Below are 23,075 nucleotides of genomic sequence, written 5' to 3'. Positions count from 1 at the left end.
CCCGACGCAAATCCGCGTCAGCGCGTCTCGACAGCGGCGGTCATGGACGGCCTCCGGCCTCGGTTACGGTTGATCCGCTGATCAACAGATGAGGACTGACACCGCCATGGACGACACCCGCGAAGCACGGCTCATCGAGACGTTCGTGACCCTCACCGACAGCCTCGTCGCCGACTACGACGTCGTCGACGTGCTGCAGACACTGGTCGACCGGGCGGTCGAATTGTTCGACGCTGCCGCCGGGGCCATCCATCTGGCCGACCGCGACGACGTCCTCCAGGTCGTCGCGTCCACGAGCGAGCGGAGCGAGTTCATCGGCCTCATGCAGCTCAACGCAGGCGAGGGACCCTGTATCGCTGCGGTGACGAGCGGTGTCCTGGTGACCGCGGAGAGTGCCGAGGAGCTCCAGGAGCACTGGCCGAGGTTCGCCGAGGCGTCACAAGAACGCGGATACGCGGGCGTCCACGCGATCCCCATGCGGCTCCGCGACACGACCGTCGGGTCACTGAACCTGTTCCGCGAGACCGAGGGCGCCCTCAACGGTGCCGACGCCCGAGCCGCCCAGGCGCTGGCCGATGTCGCGACGATCAGCCTCCTCCAGCAGCGGACGATCGAGAACGCGACGCTCGCCACCGAGCAACTCCAACGTGCACTCGACAGCCGGGTCGCCATCGAACAGGCGAAGGGGTATCTGGCCCGCGCGGCCGGGGTCGACATGGACACGGCCTTCGGGATGATCCGGCAGTATGCACGCACCCGCCAGCGGCGGCTCGGTGACGTCGCGGCAGCGGTCGCCCGCGAGGAACTGCCGCTCGACGAGGTCACGGCGGCCGGCTCCCCCGAGTCGGACGGCGCCTGACCACCGCTGCGGCCGTGGGGTGGCTGGTCGATCCTCCACAACCCACTCCAAACTCAGCCGGAACAGGGCAGGATGGAGGTTCGAACATCACCGAGCACTCTCGAAGGAACACACCCATGGCAGGCCTCAGCCTCTCCAAAGGCAACAACCTCTCGCTCACGAAGACCAGCCCAGGGCTGACCATCGCCACGGTCGGTCTCGGGTGGGACCCGCGCACCACCGTCGGCGTCGCGTTCGACCTCGACGCCTCCGCCATCCTCGTCGCCGAGAACGGCAAGATCCGAACCCCCGCGGACTTCATCTTCTACAACCAGATGTCGACGCCCGACGGCTCGGTCGTGCACCAGGGCGACAACCGCACCGGTGAGGGTGACGGCGACGACGAGCAGATCACGATCGACCTCCGCGCCGTGGAGCCCGACGTCTCGCGCATCGTCATCGCGGTCTCGATCCACGACGCCGACAACCGCCGCCAGAACTTCGGTCAGGTCCGCGACGCCTTCTGCCGGGTGATGGACCAGGACCAGCAGGAGATCGTCCGCTACGACCTCACCGAGGACGCCTCGCAGGAGACGGCGATGCTGTTCGCCGAGATCTACCGGTACAACTCGGAGTGGAAGTTCCGAGCCGTCGGCCAGGGCTACACCACCGGCTTGGCAGGCATCGCGGGCGACTTCGGCGTCCCACTCGACTGAGCCTGACGCAGGCGCCGGCATGACCGGCGGTCAGTGACCGCCGGTCAACTTGCCGGCCAGCCTGGCGTGGATCCACGTACTCGCGTCGTTCATCCCCTCGATGACGACCCGCTTCCCGCGACGCTCGTACTTCGTGGTGATCGCGTCGAGGGCGGCGACGGTCGACGCGTCCCAGACGTGCGACTGCGAAAGGTCGATGACGACCTGCTCCGGGTCGTCCGCGTAGGCGAACTGCGTCGTCAGGTCGTTGCTCGAGGCGAAGAACAGCTCTCCGGTGACGGCATAGCGGGCGGTGGGCGTCGCGGCGGACCGGTCGACCGTGCGTTCGACGGTGGCGAGGTGGGCGACCCGCCTCGCGAACACGACCATCGCGGTGATCACACCGACCACGACACCGATCGCGAGGTTGTGCGTCAGGACCACCACGACGACCGTGGCAACCATGACGACGGTCTCGCCGAGGGGCATGGCGCGCAGGGTCCTCGGGTTGATGCTGTGCCAGTCGAAGGTCGCGACGGACACCATGATCATCACCGCGACGAGGGCGGCCATGGGGATCACCGCGACCACGTCGCCCAGCGCGACGACCAGGACCAGCAGGAACACCCCGGCGAGGAAGGTCGAGATCCGCGTCCGCGCGCCAGAGGCCTTCACGTTGATCATGGTCTGGCCGATCATCGCGCAGCCACCCATGCCGCCGAAGCACCCGGAGAGCACGTTCGCGATCCCCTGACCCAGCGACTCGCGGGTCTTGCCCGACGGGGTGTCGGTGACGTCGTCGACGAGCTTCGCCGTCATGAGCGATTCGAGGAGCCCGACCAACGCCATCGCGGCCGCATACGGGGCGATGATCGTGAACGTCTCCAGTGTGAACGGCACGTTCGGGATGAACAGGGTCGGCAGGCTGCGCGGCAGTTCGCCCTGGTCGCCGACTGTCGGCACGTTCAGTCCGGTGACCACGGTCGCCGCGGTGATGAGCACGATCGCGACGAGCGGCGCCGGCACGACACTCGTGAGGCGGGGCATGACGACCATGACCACGATGCCGACCGCGACGAGCGGGTACACGAGCCACGGCACGCCGATGAGGTTCGGGAGCTGGGCGGTGAAGATCAGGATCGCCAGGGAGTTGACGAACCCGACCATGACGCTGCGTGGGATGAAGCGCATGAGCTTCGCGACGCCGAGGAGGCCGAGGACCACCTGGAAGACACCGCCGAGGATGACCGTGGCGATGAAGTAGTCGAGGCCGTGTTCGCGGGCGACCGGGGCGATGACCAGGGCGATCGCTCCCGTGGCCGCCGTGATCATCGCCGGGCGGCCGCCGAGGAAGGCGATCGCCACGGCCATGACGAACGAGGAGAACAGCCCCACCTGCGGGTCGACGCCCGCGATGATCGAGAAGGAGATCGCCTCCGGGATGAGCGCCATGGCGACGACGAGGCCCGCCAGCACCTCCCTGGTGAGGATGCGGGGGCTGCGGAGGGCGGAGAGGACGGTGGCGTCCGGTGCGGCGGGTTTGAGGCCAGTGGCCATGAGTGCTCCTGTCGGAGTCGGGGTCCTCAGCGCGAGGACCGGATGGGAATGTCTGGGTCCGGCGCTGCGGTGCGCACGCCACCGACCGCGCGGGGACGTCACGCGCGGGAGAATGGTGGGGAGATGCGGCCCGATCGGCCGCCATCGATAACTCTACCCTAACGTAAGGGTTGATTTGAAGTGAGGCGACCGTGACGAGCGAACCGACCACCATGCACATCGGCGAACTCGCCGAGCGCACCGGACTCTCGCTCCGCACGCTGCGGCACTACGACGACGTCGGTCTAGTCTCGGCCTCCGCGCGCACCGAGGGCGGATTCCGCTTGTACACGCAGGACGACTACGACCGCCTCATCCTCATCCGGCGCATGAAACCGCTCGGCTTCTCGCTTGAGGAGATGGCCGAGCTCCTCCGGGTGATCGACGCCATGGACACGGCACCCGACGACGACACCCGCGCGATCCTCGACGGCTTCATCACCGACGCGGCCGAGCGCCGCGCCAAGCTACAACAGCAGCTCGCGATGGCGGACGAGTTCGTGTCACTCCTCGAAGCCCGCCGCTGATCAGCAACGATCCCGCCCGAGGTGACGATGGTCACCCCGGACGGGATCGATGCCGTGTCGGCGCGGGCTAGGCGGCGACGCGTCGGCGACGGACGACCAGCCACGCGCCGGCTGCGAGGAGCAGCCCGGCCAGGCCGACGAATCCGACGACCGAGACACCGGTGGTCGACAGCGCCCCAGGACCGGAGCCCGCAGCGCCGGGAGCCGCGGCATCCGCGGCCAGGACGGTCAGCGCCGCCTCGGCCGTGATGCCGGAGTCCGCGCCCAGCGCCTGCAAGGTGTGTGCACCCGGCACCACCGAAGCGGGCACCGTGAGCGTCGCCACGAACGCACCCGAAGCGTCCGCGACGACGGTCCCGAGGTCGGTCGGGGTGGAGAACAGCGTGAACCGAACCTGCTCCCCCGCGGCGAAGCCGGACCCGGACACCGAGATCGACTCACCCACCCGCACCGACGGCTGGTCGATCGTCAGCGTGCCCTCGGCACCGGGCACCGCGATCCGCTGCGGGCCGACGCTCTCGAGGGTCGGGACGACCGGGTTCATGAGGCCCGTCTCCGGGTCGAACGTCAGCCGGTCGATCGTCGTCTCGCGGTGCTGGCCGTCACCACCCGGGATGGCGAACCGGTGGTAGACGATGTACCAGTCGTCGGTGCCCGGCACGTTGAGGATCGAGCTGTGACCGGTGGCGAGGATGCCGAGTTCGGGCTGCTTCTGCAGGATCACACCGCGGTACGTCCACGGGCCGTCCACACTCGTCGCCGTCGCGTACCCGACCCGGTAGTTCTCCGAACCAGTGTCGTCGATCGAGTACGTCAGGTGGTAGATCCCGTCCCGGTAGTTGACGAAGGCCCCCTCGCGGAAGTCGGTCAGGCCGTCGATGCGCTTGAGCGTGTCGGCCTTGATCGACAGCATGTCGTCCGACAGCTCGGCGTACACCGGCGAGCCGTTGCCCCAGAACAGGTAGCTCTTCCCCGTCACCGGGTCGGTGAACGTGGCCGGGTCGATCGCCTGTCCCGAGGTCACCGCTTCGTCGTTGAGGATCATCGCGTTCGGCTGAGCCGCGAACGGACCGGCCGGGCTGTCCGCGACGGCGACACCGATGGTCTTCCGGTCGACCGAAGGGTTGTGGCCGCTGAAGTAGAAGAAGAACTTCCCGTCCTTCTCGGCGATCGTCGGCGCCCAGGCGTTGCCGGTCGCCCACGGCACGTTCCCGTTCGCGCCGTCGAGCGTGAGGATCGGCTCCGCCGAACGCTCCCAGTCGACGAGGTCCTTCGACGACCAGACGAAGAACTCCTTGCCACCCCAACCGGCGAAGCCGTCGGTGGTCGCATAGATGTAGTAGGTGTCGCCCCAGACGAAGACGTTCGGGTCGGCGTAGAGACCGGGGATGACCGGGCTCTTCATCTCGACCGCCCGCATCGTCCACGTCACGGCCTCACCCGAGGTCGGCGTCAACGTCACGGTCACCGGGCTGCTGAGGTCGACGGTGGTCCCCGAGGCGGGGCTCGCCGTGACACCGGCCGCGGTCGTGAAGGTCGGGCTCAAGGCGGTGCGGTCCGTCCCGGGCTGTACCGGGAGGACGACCTCGTGGCGGTCGTTGTCCACGATCGGAGCGGTCTTGAGCACGTCCTCCTCGAGGCCGATGTCGGTCAGCGCCGCGGTGTTCCCGGAGCCGGCGAGCACCTCGTCCGCCGAGAGCGCGCGGTTGTAGATCGCGAACTCACGGAACGCGCCCTTCAGGCGGTTGTCGGCGTCGTAGTTCGAACGGCCCAGGTAGTTGGCGCTCGTCCACCCGCCGCCGATGTCACCCGGATCGGACGCGACGGTCCCGGTCCCGACGGCGATGCCGTCGAGGTAGATCGTCGCCGTCGTGCCCTGCAACGTGTACGTCAGCTTCGCCCAGCGACCGCGCGTCAGGTCCTTGCCCTGCGACACCGTCTGCTCCGTGCTCCAGTTGCCGGTCGCGAGGCTCGTCCGATACGCGTTGCCGGTGCTGAACAGGTAGCCGTCGCCGGCGCCACCGGTGGTGTTGCCGAGCCCGTAGATGAAGTACGGGTTGGCCTGCGTCGGGTCGATCCAGACCTCCGCCTCCACCGTGACGTCCTTCACGCCGGCGAGCAGGTTGTCGGGCAGCTTGACGTAGTCGTCGCCGCCGTCCAGCTGCAGCGCGCCGTCGGAGAAGCTCGCACCGCCCTCGACCGCAGCGTCGAGGCCGTTGCCTGACACGTCGTTGAGCGTCGAGCCTGCGGACCCGGCGAAGTCGTACCGGACGATCTCGCCGTCCTCGTTCGCGGGCACCGGCTCGGGTGCTCCGCCGAGGCTGTCCTCGAGCAGCTGCAGCTCTGCGGCCGTGACCGGGAGCACGGTGCCGTGGCGCGGGCTCGCGGGCAGGTCGTAGTCCTTCGCGACCTGCCAGTCCGGGTTCGCGATGTCCTCGGTCTCGAGCGGGATGTAGCCGCGTCCGCCGTACTCGTCGACGAAGAGGTAGAACTTGTCACCGTTGACGTCGCCCGGGTTGGCGGCGAACGCCGTCGGCCCCTCGACCGCGCTGGTGCCGGCGTCGCGACCGATGCAGGTGTCGAGCACCGTCCAGGACTCGAGCGTGGCCCGCAGGTCCGTCGAGGACTCCTGGATGATGTCGGCGCACCCGGTGCCACCGGCGCCCTCGTCCTTGGTGAAGCGGTAGTAAGTGTCGCTCGACTTGATCACCGTGGAGTCGATCCGCGAGACGCCCTGGTCCTGCCAGACCTGCGGCTCGCTGAACGTCGTGAAGTCGCGGGTGGTCGCGTACATCATGCGGTGGTAGCTGTTCCCGGTGTGGTCCGGGTCGTCGGCGCCGTAGAGCGACGACGCCCAGAAGACCACGTACGCGCCGATGGTGTCGTCGTAGTACGCCTCGGGTGCCCAGGTGTTGCCGGCGTTCTCCGGTGCGACCTCGATGTGCCGCTGGTCGGACCAGGTCACCAGGTCGTGGGACTCCCACACCTCGAGGTAATGGCTGCCCGTGCGGACGGAGTCTCCCCAGGACGTGCCGCTGCCGATCGAGAGGTCGGTGGCGATGAGGTAGAAGGTGTCGCCCTCGGGAGAGCGGATGAGGAACGGGTCGCGCAGCCCCTTCGTGCCCTCGTCCGAGGTGAGGACCGGGCGTCCGGCGTTGAGTTCGTTCCAGTCGAGCGCGTTGTTGCCCTCACTGGCGGCGAAGTAGATGTTCTCGCCGGCGAGCGAGTTGCCGGTGAAGTAGGCGAAGGCGTAGCCCTCGTAGTCGGGGGTTGCGATCGCGGCGCGGACGGTCGCCGTGAACTCGCGCGTCGCGGTCGCCTCGCCCTGGCTCAGCGTCGCGGTCAGGGTGACGGTGGCGTCCGTGGCGGGCCGCGTCACGACACCGTCGGTGGTGATCACGGTGGGGTTCGACGACGCCCAGGCGATGTCGATCCCCTCGGGGGCTCCCGGCAGGGTCAGATTGCCGCGCACGTCGTCGACGTTCGCGATCGAGAGCGCCGCCGCGGCGGCGTCCAGATCCTCCTGCGCCGTGGGGGCGGCTCGGAGGCTGGAATGGGATGTCGCTGTCGAGGTGACCCCCGACGGCACCGCTGCGGCGGCGCCGGAGGCACCGACGAGCGGGAGGATCAGGGCCGCGATGGAGGTCGCGACGACCGTTTTGAGGCGCAGTTGTCTCATGGGGGTTGGTTCTCCTGGTTCGGCGTCGTTGTCGAGCGGGATGGAACGGGTGGTGCTGCGGGGGGGCGTCAGGTCTTGCGTTTGCGCGAGACCACGAGTCGCTGGAGGAGGACGAAGACGAGCAGGATGCCGCCGGTGATGATGGTCGTCGCCTCCGGCGGGATGCTGCCGTCGCGGGTGATGAGCACGTTCATGAGGCCGAGGACGAGCGCGCCGACGACTGAGCCGAGGACGAAGCCTGCGCCTCCGGTCAACAAGGTGCCGCCGATGATGACCGCTGCGATGGCGTCGAGCTCCCAGCCGACGCCCGTGATGTTCTGGGCGATGCCGAGCTTCGAGGTGTAGACGACGGCCGCGAGGCCGGCCAGCGTGCCGCTGATCACGTAGACCATGAGCTTCGTGCGGACGACGGGCAGCCCCATGAGCAGCGCCGACTGCTCCGAGCCGCCGATCGCGTAGACGGTCCGGCCGAGGCGGGTCTTGTGGAGCACCACGAACGCCGCGGCGACGACGAGCAGGGCGATCAGGACATTCGGGGTGGTGATGAGGTCGTTGATCTTCGGGCCGTCGATCACCTTCCACTCGGTGGAGAGCGAACGGATCGGCGAGTCGTCGGCGAGACGCTCCGGGGTGGTGCTGAGCATCGACGCGAGACCGCGCCCGAGGAACATCATCGCGAGGGTGGCGATGAACGGTTGCACGTTGAAGTACTGCACGAGCACGCCCGAGAACACGCCGAACGCGGAGCCGATGAGGATCATGATCACCATGACCGCGATCGGGTTCCAGCCCGAGTTCGCGAGCATCACCCCGACGAGACTGCTGATGGCGATGATCGCACCGACGGAGAGGTCCACGCCCCCCGTGAGGATCACGAAGGTGAGCCCGACGGCGAGGATGATCAGGTAGGCGTTGTTGATGAGCAGGTTCGAGATCGTGCTGGCCTGGACGATGCGTCCGTAGGCGATCTCGCCGTAGACGACCATGCCGATGAAGATGACGACGGCCGCCAGGGTGGGCAGGGTCTCGAGGTTGGGCGTCAGCCGGGACAGCAGCGAGCGCCGCGGGAGCACCGGAGCGTCGGGCGCCGGTCGGTCGGTGAGGGTGCTCATGCTGACACCGTTTCCTTTCGCGTGGGGACCGACGCCGTGGGCGTCGTCCGGGACTTCCGCCGGGCGAACAGGGCTCTCACGCGCTGTGACTGGAGGAGGCAGATGATCACGATCACGACGGCCTTGAACGCCGGCGTCGCCGAGGAGGGGATGGAGAGGAACACGATCGTCTTGTCGAGCGTCGCGATGAGGAGCGCGCCGATCACGCTGCCGGTGAGGGAGAACTTGCCGCCGGCGAGCGAGGTGCCGCCGATGACGACCGCGAGGATGGCGTCCATCTCCGCGTTCAGGCCGGTCTTCGCGACCTCGACCGTCATGACGCTGGCGGTGCTGAAGATCCCGGCGACGCCCGCGAGGACGGCGCTCACGATGTAGACGGCGATGAGGATGCCGATGGGGCGGATACCCGCCATCCGGGCGGCGCGCGGGTTGATACCGATGGACTCGATCATCAGGCCGAGCGCGGTGCGCCGGACGAGGAAGGCGACGATCGCGACGATGACACCGGCGATGATGAAGACGACGGGGAATCCGAACACGGTGCCGTTGGCGAGCCAGCGGAAGGGCTCGTTCGTGGCGGAGGTGTTCTGCCCCGAGGTGATGACCTTCGCGAGGCCGCGGCCGGCGAGCATCGTGATCAGCGTGGTGATGAACGGCTGTAGGCCGACGATCGAGACGAGCACTCCGTTGACGGTGCCGAGGAAGGCGCTCACGGCGAGCGCGAGCAGCGCTGCGACGATGGCCGAACCGGCGTCGCCGCCGCTCTGGTTGCTCATGAACTCCATCGACACGGCGCCGGAGACGGCCATGACGGAACCGACCGAGAGGTCGATGCCGCGGGTGGCGATCACGAGCGTCATCCCGACCGCGATCATCATGATCGGGGCGCTCGCACGCAGGATGTCGATGGGGTTGCCCGACAGGTTGCCGGTCGTGCCGTTGACGGAGACGCCGAGGTAGCCGGGGTCCTTGACGAGGTTGATGATGAGGAGGAGCAGCAACGTCACGATCGCCCAGATGTAGGGCTGGTGGACGATGGTGCTGACGACGCCGCGGGCTGAGCCCTGGCCGCCGCGTGCGGAGGAACCGGAACGGGCCGGCCCCTGACTGGTGGCGCTCACGTGGCGCTCCCTTCGGTGGCGATCAGGTCGACGATGGTGTCTGCGGTGACTTCGGGTCCGTTGACGATCTCGCCGATCTTACGGTGGTCCTTCAGCACGACGATCCGCTCGCTCAAACGCACGACCTCCTCGAGCTCGGAGGAGATGAACACGACGGACATCCCGTCCTCGGCGAGCGCGGCGATCGCCTCCTGGATCTCGGCCTTGGCGCCGACGTCGATGCCGCGGGTCGGCTCGTCGAGCACGATGAGCTGCGGCTTCGTCGCCAACCATCGGCCGAGGAGCACCTTCTGCTGGTTACCACCGGAGAGGTTCTTGATGGGTCGTTCCGGGTCGGAGGGGCGGACGTTGAGTTCGAGCAGGTACTTGTCGCAGAGCTCGTTCTGCTCGCGGCGGGAGAGCGGGCGCGCCCAGCCCCTGCGGGCCTGGACGGCGAGGATGAGGTTCTCCCGCACGGTCAGGTCGCCGATGATGCCTTCGTCGCGTCGGTTCTCCGTGGAGAAGGCGATCTGCTTCGACAGGCCGGCCATGGGCGTGTGGACCTCGGCGGTCGCGCCGTCGATCGTGACCGTGCCGGAATCGGGACGGTCGGCACCGTAGATGAGCCGACCCAGCTCGGTGCGGCCCGACCCGAGGAGCCCCGCGAGACCGACGACCTCGCCGGCGTGGACCTCGATGTCGACGGGGTCGATCGAGCCCTTCCGACCGAGGTCCTTGGCGCGGTAGAACGCCGGGGTGTCGGCTGTGGCGGTCCGGCCGCGGTTGGAACCCAGGGCGGCGAGTGCGCCGTAGTCCTTGCCGATCATCTTGGAGATGAGCTCGGTGCGGTTGAGGTCGGCGGTGCGGTACTCCCCGACGAACTCACCGTTGCGGAGCACCGTGAGTCGGTCGCTGATCGCGTAGACCTGGTCGAGGAAGTGGGAGACGAAGAGGATCGCGACGCCCTGGTCGCGCAGTCGGCGCATGACCTGGAAGAGGCCCTCCACTTCGTTGGCGTCGAGGCTGGAGGTCGGCTCGTCGAGGATGAGCACCTTCGACTTGGTGACCATGGCCCGGCTGATCGCGACGAGCTGTTGCAGCGCGAGCGAGATGCTCGAGAGCGGCTGCTTGGGGTCGATGTGCCCGAGGCCGAGCCCGACGAGCGCTTCGTGTGCGGCTTCGTGGGTGCGGCGCCAGTTGATGCCGAAGGGACCGCGGACCTCGTGGCCGAGCATCACGTTCTCGCCGACGGTGAGGTTGTCGCAGAGGTTCACTTCTTGATAGACGGTCGAGATGCCGGCGCTCTGCGCGTCCGCCGTTCCGGAGAAGGAACGGGGGCCTCCGGCGACCAGGATCGTGCCGGAGTCGATCTTGTACACCCCGGTGAGCGCCTTGATGAGTGTCGACTTGCCGGCGCCGTTCTCGCCCATGAGCGTGTGGACCTCGCCGGGGAAGAGACGGAAGTCCACGTCTTGCAGGGCTTTGACGCCCGGGAACTCGATGGAGATGTGCTGCATCTCGACGATCGGCTCGGTGATTGCCATGTCTGCCTGGTCGTTCTGCCGGTCGATCCGGCGTCGTCGCCGGGGAGTCTGGTCCCCGGGAAGCGGGTGGGCGGTCGCCCGGCAGCCTGGGGTGGCTGCCGGGCGACCGGGTCGGATCAGTAGGCGCGTTCGGGCAGTGCTGCCGTCGCGGCGTCCGGGGAGTCGAACGTGACGCTCGGCACCACGATGTCCGATTCGACCTTGTCGCCGGCGAGTGCCTTCTTGACGATGTCGATCGCGGTCTCACCGAACAGCGGGTTGTACTCGGCGACGAAGCTCAGGCGTCCGGCGGCGAGTGCTTCGAGCGCCGCCTTGGTGCCGTCGATCGTGATGATCTTGACGTCGGTTCCGGGCTTCAGGCCGGCCTCCTCGACGGCGAGTGCAGCGCCGAGGCCCATCTCGTCGTTCTGTGCGAAGACGAGCTGGACGTCGTTGTTGTTCGCCTTGAGGATGGTCTCGAAGACGCTCTTCGCCTCTTCGGTGGACCAGTTGGCCGACTGCGACTCGAGCTTGGTGAAGTTCGGGTCGATGGTGTCGTCCCAGCCCTTGTTGCGGTCGTTGACGACGGAGAGGCCGGGAGGGCCCTCGAGGACGACGTACTTGGCGCCGTCGGGGAACTGACCATTCGCCCACTCGGCGGCCGAGGCGCTGATGCCGACGTTGTCGGGGGCGATGCGGCTCGTGTAGAGCTCGGTGTCGTTCGGCTCGATGCCGCGGTCCAGCAGGACCACGGGGATCTCGGCCTCCTTCGCGCGCTTCAGGACGCTCTCCCAGCCGGTCGCCTCGGTGGCGGACAGCAGGATGGCGTCGACGCCCTCGTCGATGAACGAGGTGAAGGCGGTGATCTGCGAGTTCTGGTCGCCGTTCGTCGCCGGTGCGTACTTGAGGTCGAAGCCGTTCTCCTTCGAGAACGAGTCCTGGATGTTCTTCTCGTTCGCGGTGCGCCATCCGCCTTCGGGACCGACGGCCACGAAGCCGATGGTGGTGAGTTCGCCGTCGGAACCGGCGTCGCCGTCGGAGCTTCCGGAACCGCTCGAGCAGGCGGTCGCGCTGAACGCGAGAGCGCCGACCAGGGCGAGGCCCGCGAGTGCGCGGACACGTGTTGTCTTGAACATTGTTCTCCTCTTTGAGACCCGCGGTCCCGACGATGGGTGCGGCGTGAATGTGACGTGCGTGGTGCTGCGGTCACGCAGGTGGTCGGTGATTGTTAGCGATCACATCTGCGTTGTGCTGAACATTAGCCACGGCTCGAAGTGGTTGTCAACAGGCAATGTTAGCCCTCACAATTCTCCTGGAGCGGCCTCCCGGCGGCGCCGCCGCGCGCGCTAGAGTCAGGTGATCAGCGGACACCCCGGCCGCGACCACCTCGATGGAGAGTTGCAGATGACCTCGCCCACGCCACTCGTGCAGTTGCGCGGTGTCTCCGTGAGCTTCCCCGGCGTCAAAGCGCTCGACGACGTCGACCTCCGGTTGTTCCCCGGTGAGGTCCACTCCCTCATGGGCGAGAACGGAGCGGGGAAGTCGACCCTGATCAAGTCGCTCACCGGGGTCCATCGGATCGACAGCGGAAGCATCCTCCTCGAGGGACGAGAGGTGTCGTTCTCGAGCGTCGCCGACGCCCAGGCGCACGGGATCAGCACCGTCTACCAGGAGGTCAACCTCCTCCCCAACCTGACCGTCGCCGAGAACATCCTCCTCGGCCGCGAACCACGCCATGCCTGGGGAGGGATCTCGGGGAGGCGCATGCGCGAGCGCGCCTGCGAACTGCTCGCCGTCGTCGGACTCGACATCGACCCGGCCTCGCAGCTCTCCGCCCACCCGCCGGCGATCCAGCAGCTCGTCGCGATCGTCCGGGCGATCGCCGTGCGCACCAAGGTGCTCGTCCTCGACGAACCGACCTCGAGCCTCGACAACGACGAGGTCACCGAACTCTTCCGGGTCATCTCGATCCTCAAGGCCGAGGGCGTCGCGATCCTCTTCATCTCGCACTTCCTCGACCAGGTCTACGAGATCTCCGACCGACTCACCGTGCTGCGGGAGGGGCGTCTCGTCGGCGAATACCTCCCGCACGAACTGCTCCGGATCGACCTCGTCCACAAGATGATCGGCAAGGAGCTCGCGACCTTCGACGAGATCCGACGCGGGCTCGACACCTCCGACGAGGGCGACGCCCTGGACGGTGAGGACCCGTTCGTCGCGGCGATCGGGCTCGGGCGCCAGGGTGCGATCGAACCGATCGACCTGAAGGTCTACGAGGGCGAGATCGTCGGCATCGCCGGCCTGCTCGGCTCAGGACGGACGGAGCTCGCCAGACTCCTGACCGGCGTCGACCGGGCCGACACCGGCTCGGTGGAGGTGGCCGGGAGGGCCACCCGCCTCGGATCCCCGCGTCGCGCCCTCAAGCAACGGATCGTCTACGCGTCGGAGAACCGTCGCACCGAGGGGATCATCGGCGACCTCAGCCTGCGCGACAACATCGCGCTGGCCCTCCAGGCGGACCTCGGGTGGTTCAGACGGATCCCGCTGCGTCGGCAGAACGAACTGGCCGAGAGCTACATCCAGGCGATGGGCATCAAACCGGCGAATCCCGATGCCCTCATGAAGGAGCTCTCAGGCGGGAATCAACAGAAGGTACTCTTGGCGAGGTGGCTCGCGCTCGCTCCTCGGCTGCTCGTGCTCGATGAACCGACCCGAGGCATCGACATCGGCGCCAAGGCCGAGATCCAGAAGCTCGTGACCCGGCTCGCCGAGAACGGTCTGTCGGTCGTGTTCATCTCAGCCGAACTCGAGGAGGTCCTGCGCATCAGCCACCGGATCGCCGTGCTGCGCGACCGACGGAAGGTCGCCGACCTCCCGAACTACGACCTCACCGTCTCGAAGCTGCTGGCCGCGATCTCGGAGGGGCCGGACGAGGCCCCGCCGGAACCGATCACGACCGCCGACGACGAGAGGGGACCGCGTGGCTGAGCCGTCCCGTCATGCGACGATCTTCGACGTCGCGCGGCTCGCGGGGGTCTCGCACCAGACCGTGTCACGGGTGCTCAACGACCTCCCGAACGTGCGCCCGGCGACGAAGGCGCGGGTCGACGAAGCGATCAAGCAGCTGCGCTACGTCCCCTCCCCCGCCGCCCGGACGCTCGTCACGAAGCGATCCCGGACCATCGGCCTCATCGCCACCGGCGGTACCGAGTTCGGGCCGTCGTCCTCGGTCCTGCACTTCAACGCCGCGGCCCGCGACGCACGCTGGTCGGTCTTCACCGCGAACATGGTGGACAGCGACCCGGGTTCCGCGCGTGCAGCGGTCGAGGGGTTCCTGCGCCAGAACGTCGAGGGCATCGCCGTCATCAGCGCACGCGAGGGGGTCACCGACATCGTGGCGGCGATGGAACTCAGTGTGCCGCTCGTGGCCCTGCACGCCACGCCACGTGCAGGTATGGTCACCGTCGGCGTCGACCAGTACGTCGGCGCGCGCGCCGCGACCGCCCACCTCATCGGGCTCGGCCACCGGCGCATCGGGCACCTCGCCGGACCACCGGACGCGATCGACGCCCGCGAGCGTGAGCGCGGCTGGCGAGACGAACTCGCCACCGCGGGTCTCGTCGCGCAGGTCGTCGGGACCGGCGACTGGACGCCGACCTCCGGATACGCTCTCGGCCGTCAGCTGGACGACGAGGTCACCGCGGTGTTCGCCGCCAACGACCAGATGGCCCTCGGGCTCATGCACTCCCTCACCGAGCGCGGACTCCGGGTCCCGCTCGACTTCAGCGTCGTGGGGTTCGACGACATCCCCGAGGCGGAGCACCTCTCACCGCCGCTCACCACCGTGCGGCAGGACTTCGAACAGGTCGGCCGGACGCTGCTCGCGACCCTGCTCGACCACGTCAACGGGGAACCCCCGGGAGCGGTGCCACCCTCGGTACCGGAGCTGATCCTGCGTGACTCCACGGCGATGGCGAACGCCGAGCGCTTGGCGAGGCGCCGGGTCGACGTCCCCTGAGCACCTCCGGTCCCTGAGCGCCTCCGGTCCCTGAGCCTCACCCGGTCCCTGAGCCTCACCCGGCCCCTGCCCCACACCGGTCACTGAGCCGCCCCTCACCCGGTCCCTGAGCCGCCCCTCACCCGGTCCCTGAGCCTGTCGAAGGGCGAATTCCCAGGTGCCCCGTCCACCCCCTGACCTACACTTGTCGGAGCAGGGGGAGTACTCCTTCGCGACATGCTCGTCAGTACGGATCCGCCATCGGGTCCCGGGGTGTCGGCTCTCATCGAGAGTGGAGAAGACCGTGTTCCGACCATCGCGTCGGAGTCCCGTCCTCGAGCCCCTGGAGCCACCATGGCCGTCACCCCGCTGATCTGGATCATCACCATCGGTGTCACGATCCTCTTCTTCGTCTACGAGTTCTTCGCGCACGTGCGGAAGCCCCACGAACCGACGATCGCCGAGTCGGCACGCTGGTCGATCTTCTACGTCAGCCTCGCCCTGCTGTTCGGCGTCGGCATCGGCCTCGTCTCCGGCTGGACGTACGGCGGCGAGTACTTCGCCGGGTACCTGACCGAGAAGGCGCTGTCGATCGACAACCTGTTCGTCTTCCTCATCGTCATGGCCGGGTTCGCCGTCCCGAAGGCGTACCAGCAGAAGGTGCTGATGATCGGCATCATCATCGCGCTCATCATGCGCGGCGCGTTCATCGCCGTCGGCGCCGCACTCATCGAGAACTACTCCTGGATCTTCTACCTGATGGGCGCGCTGCTGCTGTTCCTCGCGTACCGCCAGGCGTTCGGCAGCCACGAGAGCGACCCGGCCAACGGCAAGGTCGTGGGATTCGCCCGCCGCATCCTCCCGATCACCGACACCTATCACGGTGACCGACTCTCGGTGAGGATCGACGGCAAGCGCTTCTTCACGCCGATGCTGCTGACGATCGTCGCGATCGGGTTCGTCGACCTCGTGTTCGCGGTCGACTCGATCCCCGCGATCTACGGCCTCACCGAGCAGGCGTACATCGTGTTCACCGCGAACGCCTTCGCCCTGATGGGCCTCCGCCAGCTGTTCTTCCTGATCGGCGGCCTGCTGGAACGTCTCGTCTACCTCGCCCAGGGTCTCGCGGTCATCCTCGCCTTCATCGGTGTGAAGCTCGTGTTCCACGCCCTCCACGTGAACGAGCTGCCGTTCATCAACGGCGGTCAGCACATCGACTGGATCCCCGACATCCCGATCTGGTTCTCGCTGCTCTTCATCGCCGCGACCATCACCGTGGCGACGGTCGCCTCGCTCGCGAAGACCCGCCGTGACGCGCGGGCGGGCCTCGAGCGGTAGGGGTCGACCGACCGCACATGCGCTCCTATGCTGAGCGCATGTGCGGTCGCTTCGTCGTCACCGATTCCACGTCCACCCTCCTCGCGGACCTCGTGGCCGAGTTCGAGGCGCCTGCGCCCGACTACAACGTCGCGCCCACCACCGAGGTGACGGTGGTCCGCACCCGGCACGAGGAACGGACCGCGACCAGCGCCCGTTGGGGCTTCGTCCCCGGCTGGGCCAAGGACTTCGCCAAGCAACGGCCACAACCCATCAACGCGCGTATGGAGACAGTCGCGACCGCCTCCATGTTCCGCAAGGCCTTCACGTCAGCACGGTGCATCGTGCCGGCGACCGGTTACTACGAGTGGGTCGTCACCGAGACCGGCAAACAGCCGCATTTCATCCACGACCCCGAGGCCGAGCTCGCGATGGCAGGCATCATCAGCGCCTGGCCCGACCCGGGCAAGCCCGAGGGCGACCCGGACAAGTGGCGTCTGTCGATGGCGATCATCACGCGGGACGCGCACGTCTCGCCGGGCGAGGTCCACGACCGCATGCCGGCCTGCCTCACCCCCGACGGCTACGACGACTGGCTCGGCGACCACCTCGACACCGACCAGCTGTTGCAGCTGCTCGACCGGGAGTCCTTCGCGGTCGCCCACGACCTGACCCACTACGAGGTCACGCGCGACGTGAACAACGTCCGCAACACGGGCCCGCACCTCATCGAACCGCTCCCGGCCTGAGTGGTCGGTGGGGGTGGTCGTCGCATCCCCCAGCTTCCTCACAGACGCTCGTCTAAGCTAGACGAACGTCTGACTCAGACGATCGTCTAGCGGCCCGAGCCCCGGGCCCTCCACCTCGAAGGAGCGCTCGTGAGCGGTCTGCGCCAGTACGCGATGAACCAGGTCCGCGACGAGATCATCGACGCCGCCGGGCTCGAGTTCGGCCGGAACGGGTACGCCGGGACGTCGTTCTCCGGCATCGCGTCCGTCATGGGCAAGCCGAAATCGGTCATCGGGTACCACCTGTTCCCCTCGAAGCGGAGCCTCGCGCACGCGGTGATCGCGGAGCAGGACGAACGATGGCAGGCGGCGGACGCACGGATCGGGGTGCCCTACGGCGCGCTCCGCTGGGTGACGATGATCCTCGCCTCCGCGCAGGAAGCGCAGCGGTCCCCCATCGCGATGGGCGCCATCCGGCTCCTGCACGAACTGCCACGGATGGACGACCCGGTCTACACGGTGTTCGACTGGCGGGCGTACACCCGCACGAACCTCCGCATGGAGGCCGCAGCGCACGATCTCGACCTCCCGGACCTCGACGGCGTCGCAGACGTCCTGCTCGACGCCTGCTTCGGACTCGTCACCACGACGGTCGGCGACGACGATGCGGCTGAGCTCAGCGAGCGACTGATCACCCTGATCCGGCCGATCCTCGCGACCGTCGATCCCGCCGGCGCTGCAGCCACGACGACCGCCGCAGCGGCCGCTCATGAGCTCGTCGCCGGACCGGCCGAACACTGACCCTCTCCCGAGCACCGACCCCTCCCCCGAACCCCGTCTCCGCAATCGGAAGGACTCCCATGTCCCAGATCGACGCCGTGCCGAACGGCACCACCCGCAGCACCACGGTCGCGGATCGGGTACACCTCGTGCAGGGTCCGTCCGTCAACTGGATCATCGTCGAGGGCGACCTCGGGCCGGTCCTCATCGACACCGGCTACCCCGGCGACGGCGCGGCCGTCACCGCGACCCTCGGCGCGCTCGGCTACGCGGTCGAGGACGTGCAGGCGATCCTCCTCACTCACGGACACAGCGACCACATCGGCAACGCGACGTTCATCGCCGGGTTGGCGGAGTGTGACATCCTCGCGTCCCGCGACGAGATCCCCAACGTCCGCCGGGAGGTGCTCGAGCAGGTCGGACTCGCCGACGTGCAGCCACATCTGGAACGTCCCGGGGTCGCCGCCTGGGTCAGCCACGCCGTCGAGGCCGGCGGACTCGAGGTCGTACCGCCGACGTCGGTCACCGCCATCGAGGACGTGCCGGAGCTCCGGGCGACCCTCGGTGTCGCGGTCCGCCCGCTCCCCCTCCCCGGCCACACGCGGGGGCACCTCGGATTCCTCCTCGTCGAGCACGGCGTCCTCGTCGCGGGCGACGCACTCGTCACCGCCCACCCCACCAGCCCGCACGGCGGCCCGCAGTTGCTCCCCGAGATGTTCCACGGCGATCTCCAGCGCGCCCGCCAGTCGTTGACCACGCTGGCCGGACTCCCGGCCTCCGTCGTGCTGCCGGGACACGGCCCGGCGTTCTTCGGCTCGCCGGCGCAGGCAGCGGCCGAAGCCCTCGCCTTCGGGAGTGCATTCTGAACCTCCGGCTCCCCGTCGGACCCCTGCGATAGCGTTGGCCACGTCCCCGAACCCGGATCCCGAGACACGAGGAAGTGACCATGAAGAACCCGTTCCGCCGCGACGGCAGCCCGAACGACGACAGCCCGGTCGATGACAGCCCGGTCGATGAGCAGATCGACGCCCCGGAGCAGCCGAACCAGGGCCGCACCCTCGAGCCCGCTCCCGAGGTGCTGGCCGAGCTCGACGCACTGAACGAGGCCTGCCGGGCGGCGCCGGACGACATCGACGCTCAGATCCGGCTCTGGCGGGCGGTCGCCGCACTCGACCGGTGGGTCTTCATCAACCGTGGTCCGGAGGACAACCCGCGGCCGTACGCGCTCGCAGCGCAACCCGGGAACCTGATCGGCATCTACAGCAGCGGGACGCGAGCGCAGGAGGCCGCGTACGCGAACGGGCTGGTCCCGCCGGACGCCACGGTGTCGCTGCTCGCGGTCCCGATGCCTGCGGCGATCGACTGGGTCCGGTCCTTCGGCGAGCACGGGGTCGTCGGCGTGACCATCGACTACCCGCGCCTCGGCACCTGGTGCCCGCTGCAGAACCTGGCGGGGCTCAAACCCACGGACAGCCAGGGCTGACGCCGACTCCGAGGAGGACCACGATGCACGGCTCGGAGCTGCAGGACCGGGCGGCACGCCGCGCCGACGAACTCCCCGGTGCGGAGCTGACGCACCCGTTCGGCGAGGAGTGGGACGTCTACAAGGTCCGCGGCAAGGTCTTCATGCTGCAGACGGGGGCGACGGGCGAACCCATCGTCACCCTCAAGGCGAGACCCGAGGACAGCCACAGTCTGCGCGAGGCCTTCCCCGACATCATCCCCGGCTATCACATGAACAAGCGGCACTGGATCTCGCTCAAGCCGGATGGCGAGCTCGAACCGGCGTTCGTCGACGACCTCGTCACGGAGTCGTACCTGCTCGTCGTCGAGGGACTGCCGAAACGGCTGCGGCCGGTCGATCCCGCGACGTTCGGACAACGCCGCGACGGCTGAACACCGGGCAGACAGTGCACTCAGACCGGGATGCGCCTCGCGCCGGTGCCGGTGTCGCCGAGCTCGTCGTCGGGGTTGAGGAGCGTGCACGCCTTCATCGAGAGGCAACCGCAGCCGATGCAGCCGGTGAGCTCGCGTTCGAGTTGTTCGATCCCGCGACGGCGCTGTTCGAGGACCTTCTGCCAGCGGCGGGAGGCACGCTGCCAGTCCTCGTGACTCGGGGTGCTGGAGAGCGGCACGTCGGCGAACGCCTCCGCCACGTCCTCGAGCGGGATACCGAGGCGCTTCGCGACCGAGATGAGCGCGACGCGACGCAGCATGTGCCGGGGGTATCGCCGCTGGTTGCCGGCGGTCCGCTCGGAACCGATGAGGCCGAGCCGCTCGTAGTAGTGCAGCGCCGACACCGCGACGCCGGTGCGACGACTCATCTCGCCGACACTGAGCAACTCGTCCGGACTGTGCACGGTGTCCCACCCTCGTTCCTCGCATCGACCTCAAGCCGCCTTCAGGTCCGACGCTCGTCTCGACGGTACACGAGCGGGTCAGGGCGGATGGGGTGCGCTCCCCCTCCGCCCGCTCAATGCCGGCGGACACCTGTCGCCGATCAGTGTGCCGCTGGCAGGATGGTCGGAATCGCACATCGACCGGGGGGACGACATGACGCAGGACGAGGACTTCCTCGAGGTGATCGCGGCGGAGGTCGCGCAGGATCCGCAGAACGCCGCGCTCCGCGAGGACTTCGTCACCCTGCTGCTGCAGCACGACGTCGACCGCGCGGCGCAGGAGGTGACGACCTTCGAGCGACTCGGGGGCGACCCGGCGCGGGTCCGGCTGCTGCGCGCCCGCGTGATGGCGGCGCGACTCCGGGGAACAGCGACCGACACCTCGATCGAGCCCGAGCGCTCGGCGATCCCCGCCCCGTCGGCAGCCGAAACCGCCACCATGCCGATCGACCAGCCCAGCCTCTGGGACGCGGAACGACCAGCCGTCACGCTCGCGGACGTGGCGGGACTCGCCGACGTGAAGCAGCACCTCGACTCGACGTTCCTCGCGCCACTCCGCAACCCGGAGCTCGCCGCAGCGTTCGGGCAGAAGCCCGGCGGTTCACTGCTCATGTACGGTCCGCCCGGCTGCGGCAAGACGTTCATCGCCAAGGCGATCGCCGGTGACCTCGGGGCGTCCTTCATCCACGTCACCCTCGCCGACCTGCTGAGCAAGTGGCTGGGTGACAGCGAGAAGGCGATCCAGAGTGTCTTCCACGATGCTCGGGCCGCCGCTCCATGCGTCATCTTCTTCGACGAGTTCGACGCTCTCGGTGGCCGCCGCACGTCCGGGGGCGGATCGCAGTCGATGCGTACGATCGTGACGCAGCTGCTCGAGGAGCTCGACGGAGTGGCGGACGAGAACGACGGCGTCTACTTCCTCGCCGCGACCAACCGCCCGTGGGACATCGATCCGGCGTTGCGGCGCCCAGGCCGCATCGACAAGACGGTCCTCGTCCTGCCGCCGGACGCGGTCGCGCGCGCTGCGATCCTGCAAGGTGACCTCGCAGGCAAGCCGGCCGACGGTGTCGACGTCATCGCCGTGGCCGCAGCGACCGAGGGCTTCTCCGGGGCCGACATCGCGCAGGTGTCGCGGGTCGCACTGCAGCAGTCGCTCACGGCGTCGATGCAGGCGGGGGCGATCGTGCCGGTCACGACGCAGGCCTTGCTCGATGCCGCCGCCGGGCTCATCCCCTCGACGGCATCATGGTTCGACCAGGTCGCACCGGTGCTCGAATACGGTGTCGACGACGGCACCTTCGCCCAGCTCCGGGCGTACCGCGTGCAGCACGGGCTCCGATGAGCGACCCCGTCGGCGTCGAACGCGAGGCCATCGAACACGACCGCGACCTCGCCTGGGAGCTCTACGACTTCCAGCCCGAACACCCGCGGATCCCCGAGCTGGCGATGAGCGTCCTCGCCCGGGCGCCGCAGTTCACCGGGATGATCATCCTGCTCTCCATGCACCGGCAGGCCTGCGGCGACGTCGATGAGGCCAGACGCCTCCTCCGGGAGTTGCTCGGCCGACGCGACCGACAGTTCCTCGGTGCACTGCGTCGCCTGCGCGATCTCGAAGGGTCCGAGGGCGACTTCGCGGAGGCCATGCGACTCGGTGAACTCGTCCTCCGCGAGGACCCGGAGGCGGACTGGTTCGACCACATGGACCACGCGGCCGCCGTCGCGATGGCAGCCGATCCCCAGCGCGGGTGGTCACTCATGGACGACGCGGTCGAGCTCGCCGGCCGGACCGCCCCGGAGGCCCACGCCGGCGCGCTCGGACTCCGAGCCGTGCACTTCCTGTCGACGGGCACCCCACCCGGTCGATTCCTCGTCGCCGCGCAGCAGGCGATCGAGGCGGATCCGAGCGAGACGACGCTCTCGACGGCACTGGCCTTCGCCTATCTCTACGATTACCGTCCGCAGGAGGCCCTGGAACTCCTCGCCCGGGTCCTGCGTGAGGACCCGATGGACGAGGTCGCCCAGGGCGGGATGACCGTCGCGCGGGCGTTCCTCGATCCCATCGAGCGTGGCGTCGGGACGATGGACGACCTGCGCCGGGCCGGCATGGGCGAGATCGCCTGGCGGATCCTGCGCGACAAGCTCTTCGAGGCCGGGCTCGCCGACGCATTGGCCGCTCTGGACCCACTGCTCCCGGAGGAGCTGGCGGCCTCGCTGCGCCCGTCGCTCGACCTCGACGCCGCGGGCGCGAGCGGCGGTGACGACAAGGTGCTCGCCTGGCACAACGGGCAGCTCCCCGGTACCGGCGGGCGCTGGGGCGACGGCAGCCCGTTCCGTCTCATGAGCGGCGCCGAGATCGGCGAGATGGACGAGGCGATCGAACGGGACCCGGAAGCGTGGCCGCAGTGGGATGCCGAGCGCGACTACTACACGCAGCTTTTCACCGACGATGCGGGCGCCTACCTCATCGAGGGTTCCGGCGGACGGCTCGTTCGTCGTGCCGCCGGACGTGACGACGAAGAGGTGGCCGCGAGCCTCACCGACTGGTTGTGGGACCGCGTCGTCGCCTTCGGCGGCGACGACCCGCGCCCGGGACACTCTCCGAGTGGATCGACCCCCTCGGACGAATCTGGCGGGCCCTCCGTCCAGCGAACCTGAGCCAGGTCGGCCGCAGGCCAGGACCAGACGACGGGACGCTTCGCGCTTCGTCGTGGGTGTCGGAGGCCGGTGCCCATGAGCCTCGTCGTTCCGGGGACACCTTTCGCGGTCACTGAGCTTGTCGAAGTG

General features: G+C 68.6%; 20 protein-coding genes. 13 read left to right on the top strand and 7 right to left on the bottom strand.

Annotated features, from left to right (window positions below; all coding sequences use genetic code 11):
- Window positions 1–88: 88 nt before the first annotated feature.
- Window positions 89–859 (top strand): GAF and ANTAR domain-containing protein, encoded by a 771-nt coding sequence (locus GV015_RS05455; protein WP_236555334.1) that lies wholly within the window; start codon window positions 89–91, stop codon window positions 857–859.
- Window positions 860–975: 116 nt separating this feature from the next.
- The gene (locus GV015_RS05450) at window positions 976–1,554 is read left to right on the top strand and encodes a TerD family protein (RefSeq protein WP_064295082.1); all 579 of its coding nucleotides are present in this window, start codon (window positions 976–978) and stop codon (window positions 1,552–1,554) included.
- Between the two features lie 30 nt (window positions 1,555–1,584).
- On the opposite strand, the gene GV015_RS05445 is transcribed toward GV015_RS05450, so the two are convergent.
- Window positions 1,585–3,090 (bottom strand): SulP family inorganic anion transporter, encoded by a 1,506-nt coding sequence (locus GV015_RS05445; RefSeq protein ID WP_159877138.1) that lies wholly within the window; start codon window positions 3,088–3,090, stop codon window positions 1,585–1,587.
- 212 nt (window positions 3,091–3,302) lie between these two features.
- Here GV015_RS05445 and GV015_RS05440 point away from each other — a divergent pair, with 212 nt between their 5' ends.
- Window positions 3,303–3,656, top strand: coding sequence for a MerR family transcriptional regulator (locus GV015_RS05440; protein ID WP_121291167.1), 354 nt, complete (start codon window positions 3,303–3,305; stop codon window positions 3,654–3,656).
- A 67-nt stretch (window positions 3,657–3,723) separates the two neighbouring features.
- On the opposite strand, the gene GV015_RS05435 is transcribed toward GV015_RS05440, so the two are convergent.
- The 5 genes from GV015_RS05435 to GV015_RS05415 all read right to left on the bottom strand — a co-directional run bounded on the left by GV015_RS05435 (window position 3,724) and on the right by GV015_RS05415 (window position 12,206).
- Window positions 3,724–7,335 carry a family 43 glycosylhydrolase gene (locus GV015_RS05435; RefSeq protein ID WP_201299360.1) on the bottom strand — a complete coding sequence of 1,204 codons (3,612 nt, stop codon included), beginning with the start codon at window positions 7,333–7,335 and terminating at the stop codon, window positions 3,724–3,726.
- 68 nt (window positions 7,336–7,403) lie between these two features.
- Window positions 7,404–8,447 (bottom strand): ABC transporter permease, encoded by a 1,044-nt coding sequence (locus GV015_RS05430; protein WP_159877136.1) that lies wholly within the window; start codon window positions 8,445–8,447, stop codon window positions 7,404–7,406.
- Entirely contained in the window at window positions 8,444–9,568 is a 1,125-nt protein-coding gene (locus GV015_RS05425) for an ABC transporter permease (RefSeq protein ID WP_124768368.1), read from the bottom strand. Before GV015_RS05425 ends, GV015_RS05430 begins: the two co-directional genes overlap by 4 nt.
- The gene (locus tag GV015_RS05420; protein ID WP_159877134.1) at window positions 9,565–11,091 is read right to left on the bottom strand and encodes a sugar ABC transporter ATP-binding protein; all 1,527 of its coding nucleotides are present in this window, start codon (window positions 11,089–11,091) and stop codon (window positions 9,565–9,567) included. Before GV015_RS05420 ends, GV015_RS05425 begins: the two co-directional genes overlap by 4 nt.
- 116 nt (window positions 11,092–11,207) lie before the next feature.
- The gene (locus GV015_RS05415; protein ID WP_159877132.1) at window positions 11,208–12,206 is read right to left on the bottom strand and encodes an ABC transporter substrate-binding protein; all 999 of its coding nucleotides are present in this window, start codon (window positions 12,204–12,206) and stop codon (window positions 11,208–11,210) included.
- A 268-nt stretch (window positions 12,207–12,474) separates the two neighbouring features.
- Here GV015_RS05415 and GV015_RS05410 point away from each other — a divergent pair, with 268 nt between their 5' ends.
- The 8 genes from GV015_RS05410 to GV015_RS05375 all read left to right on the top strand — a co-directional run bounded on the left by GV015_RS05410 (window position 12,475) and on the right by GV015_RS05375 (window position 19,788).
- The gene (locus GV015_RS05410) at window positions 12,475–14,058 is read left to right on the top strand and encodes a sugar ABC transporter ATP-binding protein (RefSeq protein WP_159877130.1); all 1,584 of its coding nucleotides are present in this window, start codon (window positions 12,475–12,477) and stop codon (window positions 14,056–14,058) included.
- Window positions 14,051–15,088 (top strand): LacI family DNA-binding transcriptional regulator, encoded by a 1,038-nt coding sequence (locus tag GV015_RS05405; protein ID WP_159877128.1) that lies wholly within the window; start codon window positions 14,051–14,053, stop codon window positions 15,086–15,088. Before GV015_RS05410 ends, GV015_RS05405 begins: the two co-directional genes overlap by 8 nt.
- A 333-nt stretch (window positions 15,089–15,421) precedes the next feature.
- Window positions 15,422–16,405, top strand: coding sequence for a TerC family protein (locus tag GV015_RS05400; RefSeq protein ID WP_124768366.1), 984 nt, complete (start codon window positions 15,422–15,424; stop codon window positions 16,403–16,405).
- A gap of 38 nt (window positions 16,406–16,443) precedes the next feature.
- Window positions 16,444–17,133, top strand: a complete 690-nt coding sequence (locus tag GV015_RS05395) for an SOS response-associated peptidase (protein WP_159877126.1) — start codon at window positions 16,444–16,446, stop codon at window positions 17,131–17,133.
- 129 nt (window positions 17,134–17,262) lie between these two features.
- Window positions 17,263–17,913, top strand: coding sequence for a TetR/AcrR family transcriptional regulator (locus GV015_RS05390; protein WP_064295974.1), 651 nt, complete (start codon window positions 17,263–17,265; stop codon window positions 17,911–17,913).
- Window positions 17,914–17,972: 59 nt separating this feature from the next.
- The gene (locus tag GV015_RS05385) at window positions 17,973–18,758 is read left to right on the top strand and encodes an MBL fold metallo-hydrolase (RefSeq protein WP_159877124.1); all 786 of its coding nucleotides are present in this window, start codon (window positions 17,973–17,975) and stop codon (window positions 18,756–18,758) included.
- An 80-nt stretch (window positions 18,759–18,838) separates the two neighbouring features.
- The gene (locus GV015_RS05380) at window positions 18,839–19,375 is read left to right on the top strand and encodes a hypothetical protein (protein WP_201299359.1); all 537 of its coding nucleotides are present in this window, start codon (window positions 18,839–18,841) and stop codon (window positions 19,373–19,375) included.
- A 23-nt stretch (window positions 19,376–19,398) separates the two neighbouring features.
- Window positions 19,399–19,788, top strand: a complete 390-nt coding sequence (locus GV015_RS05375) for an MmcQ/YjbR family DNA-binding protein (RefSeq protein WP_079704704.1) — start codon at window positions 19,399–19,401, stop codon at window positions 19,786–19,788.
- 20 nt (window positions 19,789–19,808) lie between these two features.
- Here the strand turns inward: GV015_RS05375 and soxR are convergent, their stop codons facing one another.
- Window positions 19,809–20,252 carry a redox-sensitive transcriptional activator SoxR gene (soxR, locus tag GV015_RS05370; protein ID WP_255377972.1) on the bottom strand — a complete coding sequence of 148 codons (444 nt, stop codon included), beginning with the start codon at window positions 20,250–20,252 and terminating at the stop codon, window positions 19,809–19,811.
- 193 nt (window positions 20,253–20,445) lie between these two features.
- On the opposite strand from soxR, the gene GV015_RS05365 reads away from it, so the two are divergent.
- Window positions 20,446–21,633 carry a 26S protease regulatory subunit gene (locus tag GV015_RS05365; protein WP_159877122.1) on the top strand — a complete coding sequence of 396 codons (1,188 nt, stop codon included), beginning with the start codon at window positions 20,446–20,448 and terminating at the stop codon, window positions 21,631–21,633.
- Entirely contained in the window at window positions 21,630–22,946 is a 1,317-nt protein-coding gene (locus tag GV015_RS05360) for a tetratricopeptide repeat protein (protein WP_159877120.1), read from the top strand. Before GV015_RS05365 ends, GV015_RS05360 begins: the two co-directional genes overlap by 4 nt.
- Window positions 22,947–23,075 lie beyond the last annotated feature (129 nt).

The sequence above is a fragment of the Plantibacter sp. T3 genome (assembly GCF_902506515.1).
Taxonomy (GTDB): domain Bacteria; phylum Actinomycetota; class Actinomycetes; order Actinomycetales; family Microbacteriaceae; genus Plantibacter; species Plantibacter auratus.
The sequence above is the reverse complement of the archived record's forward strand: the minus strand, read 5'-3'. Positions and strand labels throughout refer to the sequence as shown.

Excerpts from the sequence above, each read along its gene's own strand:
- GV015_RS05450 (WP_064295082.1), top strand. The coding sequence starts at position 976 with ATGGCAGGCCTCAGCCTCTCCAAAGGCAACAACCTCTCGCTCACGAAG.
- GV015_RS05380 (WP_201299359.1), top strand. The coding sequence starts at position 18,839 with ATGAAGAACCCGTTCCGCCGCGACGGCAGCCCGAACGACGACAGCCCG.
- GV015_RS05400 (WP_124768366.1), top strand. The coding sequence starts at position 15,422 with ATGGCCGTCACCCCGCTGATCTGGATCATCACCATCGGTGTCACGATC.
- GV015_RS05445 (WP_159877138.1), bottom strand. The coding sequence starts at position 3,090 with ATGGCCACTGGCCTCAAACCCGCCGCACCGGACGCCACCGTCCTCTCC.
- GV015_RS05430 (WP_159877136.1), bottom strand. The coding sequence starts at position 8,447 with ATGAGCACCCTCACCGACCGACCGGCGCCCGACGCTCCGGTGCTCCCG.
- GV015_RS05435 (WP_201299360.1), bottom strand. The coding sequence starts at position 7,335 with ATGAGACAACTGCGCCTCAAAACGGTCGTCGCGACCTCCATCGCGGCC.
- GV015_RS05365 (WP_159877122.1), top strand. The coding sequence starts at position 20,446 with ATGACGCAGGACGAGGACTTCCTCGAGGTGATCGCGGCGGAGGTCGCG.
- GV015_RS05410 (WP_159877130.1), top strand. The coding sequence starts at position 12,475 with ATGACCTCGCCCACGCCACTCGTGCAGTTGCGCGGTGTCTCCGTGAGC.
- GV015_RS05375 (WP_079704704.1), top strand. The coding sequence starts at position 19,399 with ATGCACGGCTCGGAGCTGCAGGACCGGGCGGCACGCCGCGCCGACGAA.
- GV015_RS05385 (WP_159877124.1), top strand. The coding sequence starts at position 17,973 with ATGTCCCAGATCGACGCCGTGCCGAACGGCACCACCCGCAGCACCACG.
- GV015_RS05415 (WP_159877132.1), bottom strand. The coding sequence starts at position 12,206 with ATGTTCAAGACAACACGTGTCCGCGCACTCGCGGGCCTCGCCCTGGTC.
- GV015_RS05455 (WP_236555334.1), top strand. The coding sequence starts at position 89 with ATGAGGACTGACACCGCCATGGACGACACCCGCGAAGCACGGCTCATC.
- GV015_RS05360 (WP_159877120.1), top strand. The coding sequence starts at position 21,630 with ATGAGCGACCCCGTCGGCGTCGAACGCGAGGCCATCGAACACGACCGC.
- GV015_RS05440 (WP_121291167.1), top strand. The coding sequence starts at position 3,303 with ATGCACATCGGCGAACTCGCCGAGCGCACCGGACTCTCGCTCCGCACG.
- GV015_RS05420 (WP_159877134.1), bottom strand. The coding sequence starts at position 11,091 with ATGGCAATCACCGAGCCGATCGTCGAGATGCAGCACATCTCCATCGAG.
- GV015_RS05395 (WP_159877126.1), top strand. The coding sequence starts at position 16,444 with ATGTGCGGTCGCTTCGTCGTCACCGATTCCACGTCCACCCTCCTCGCG.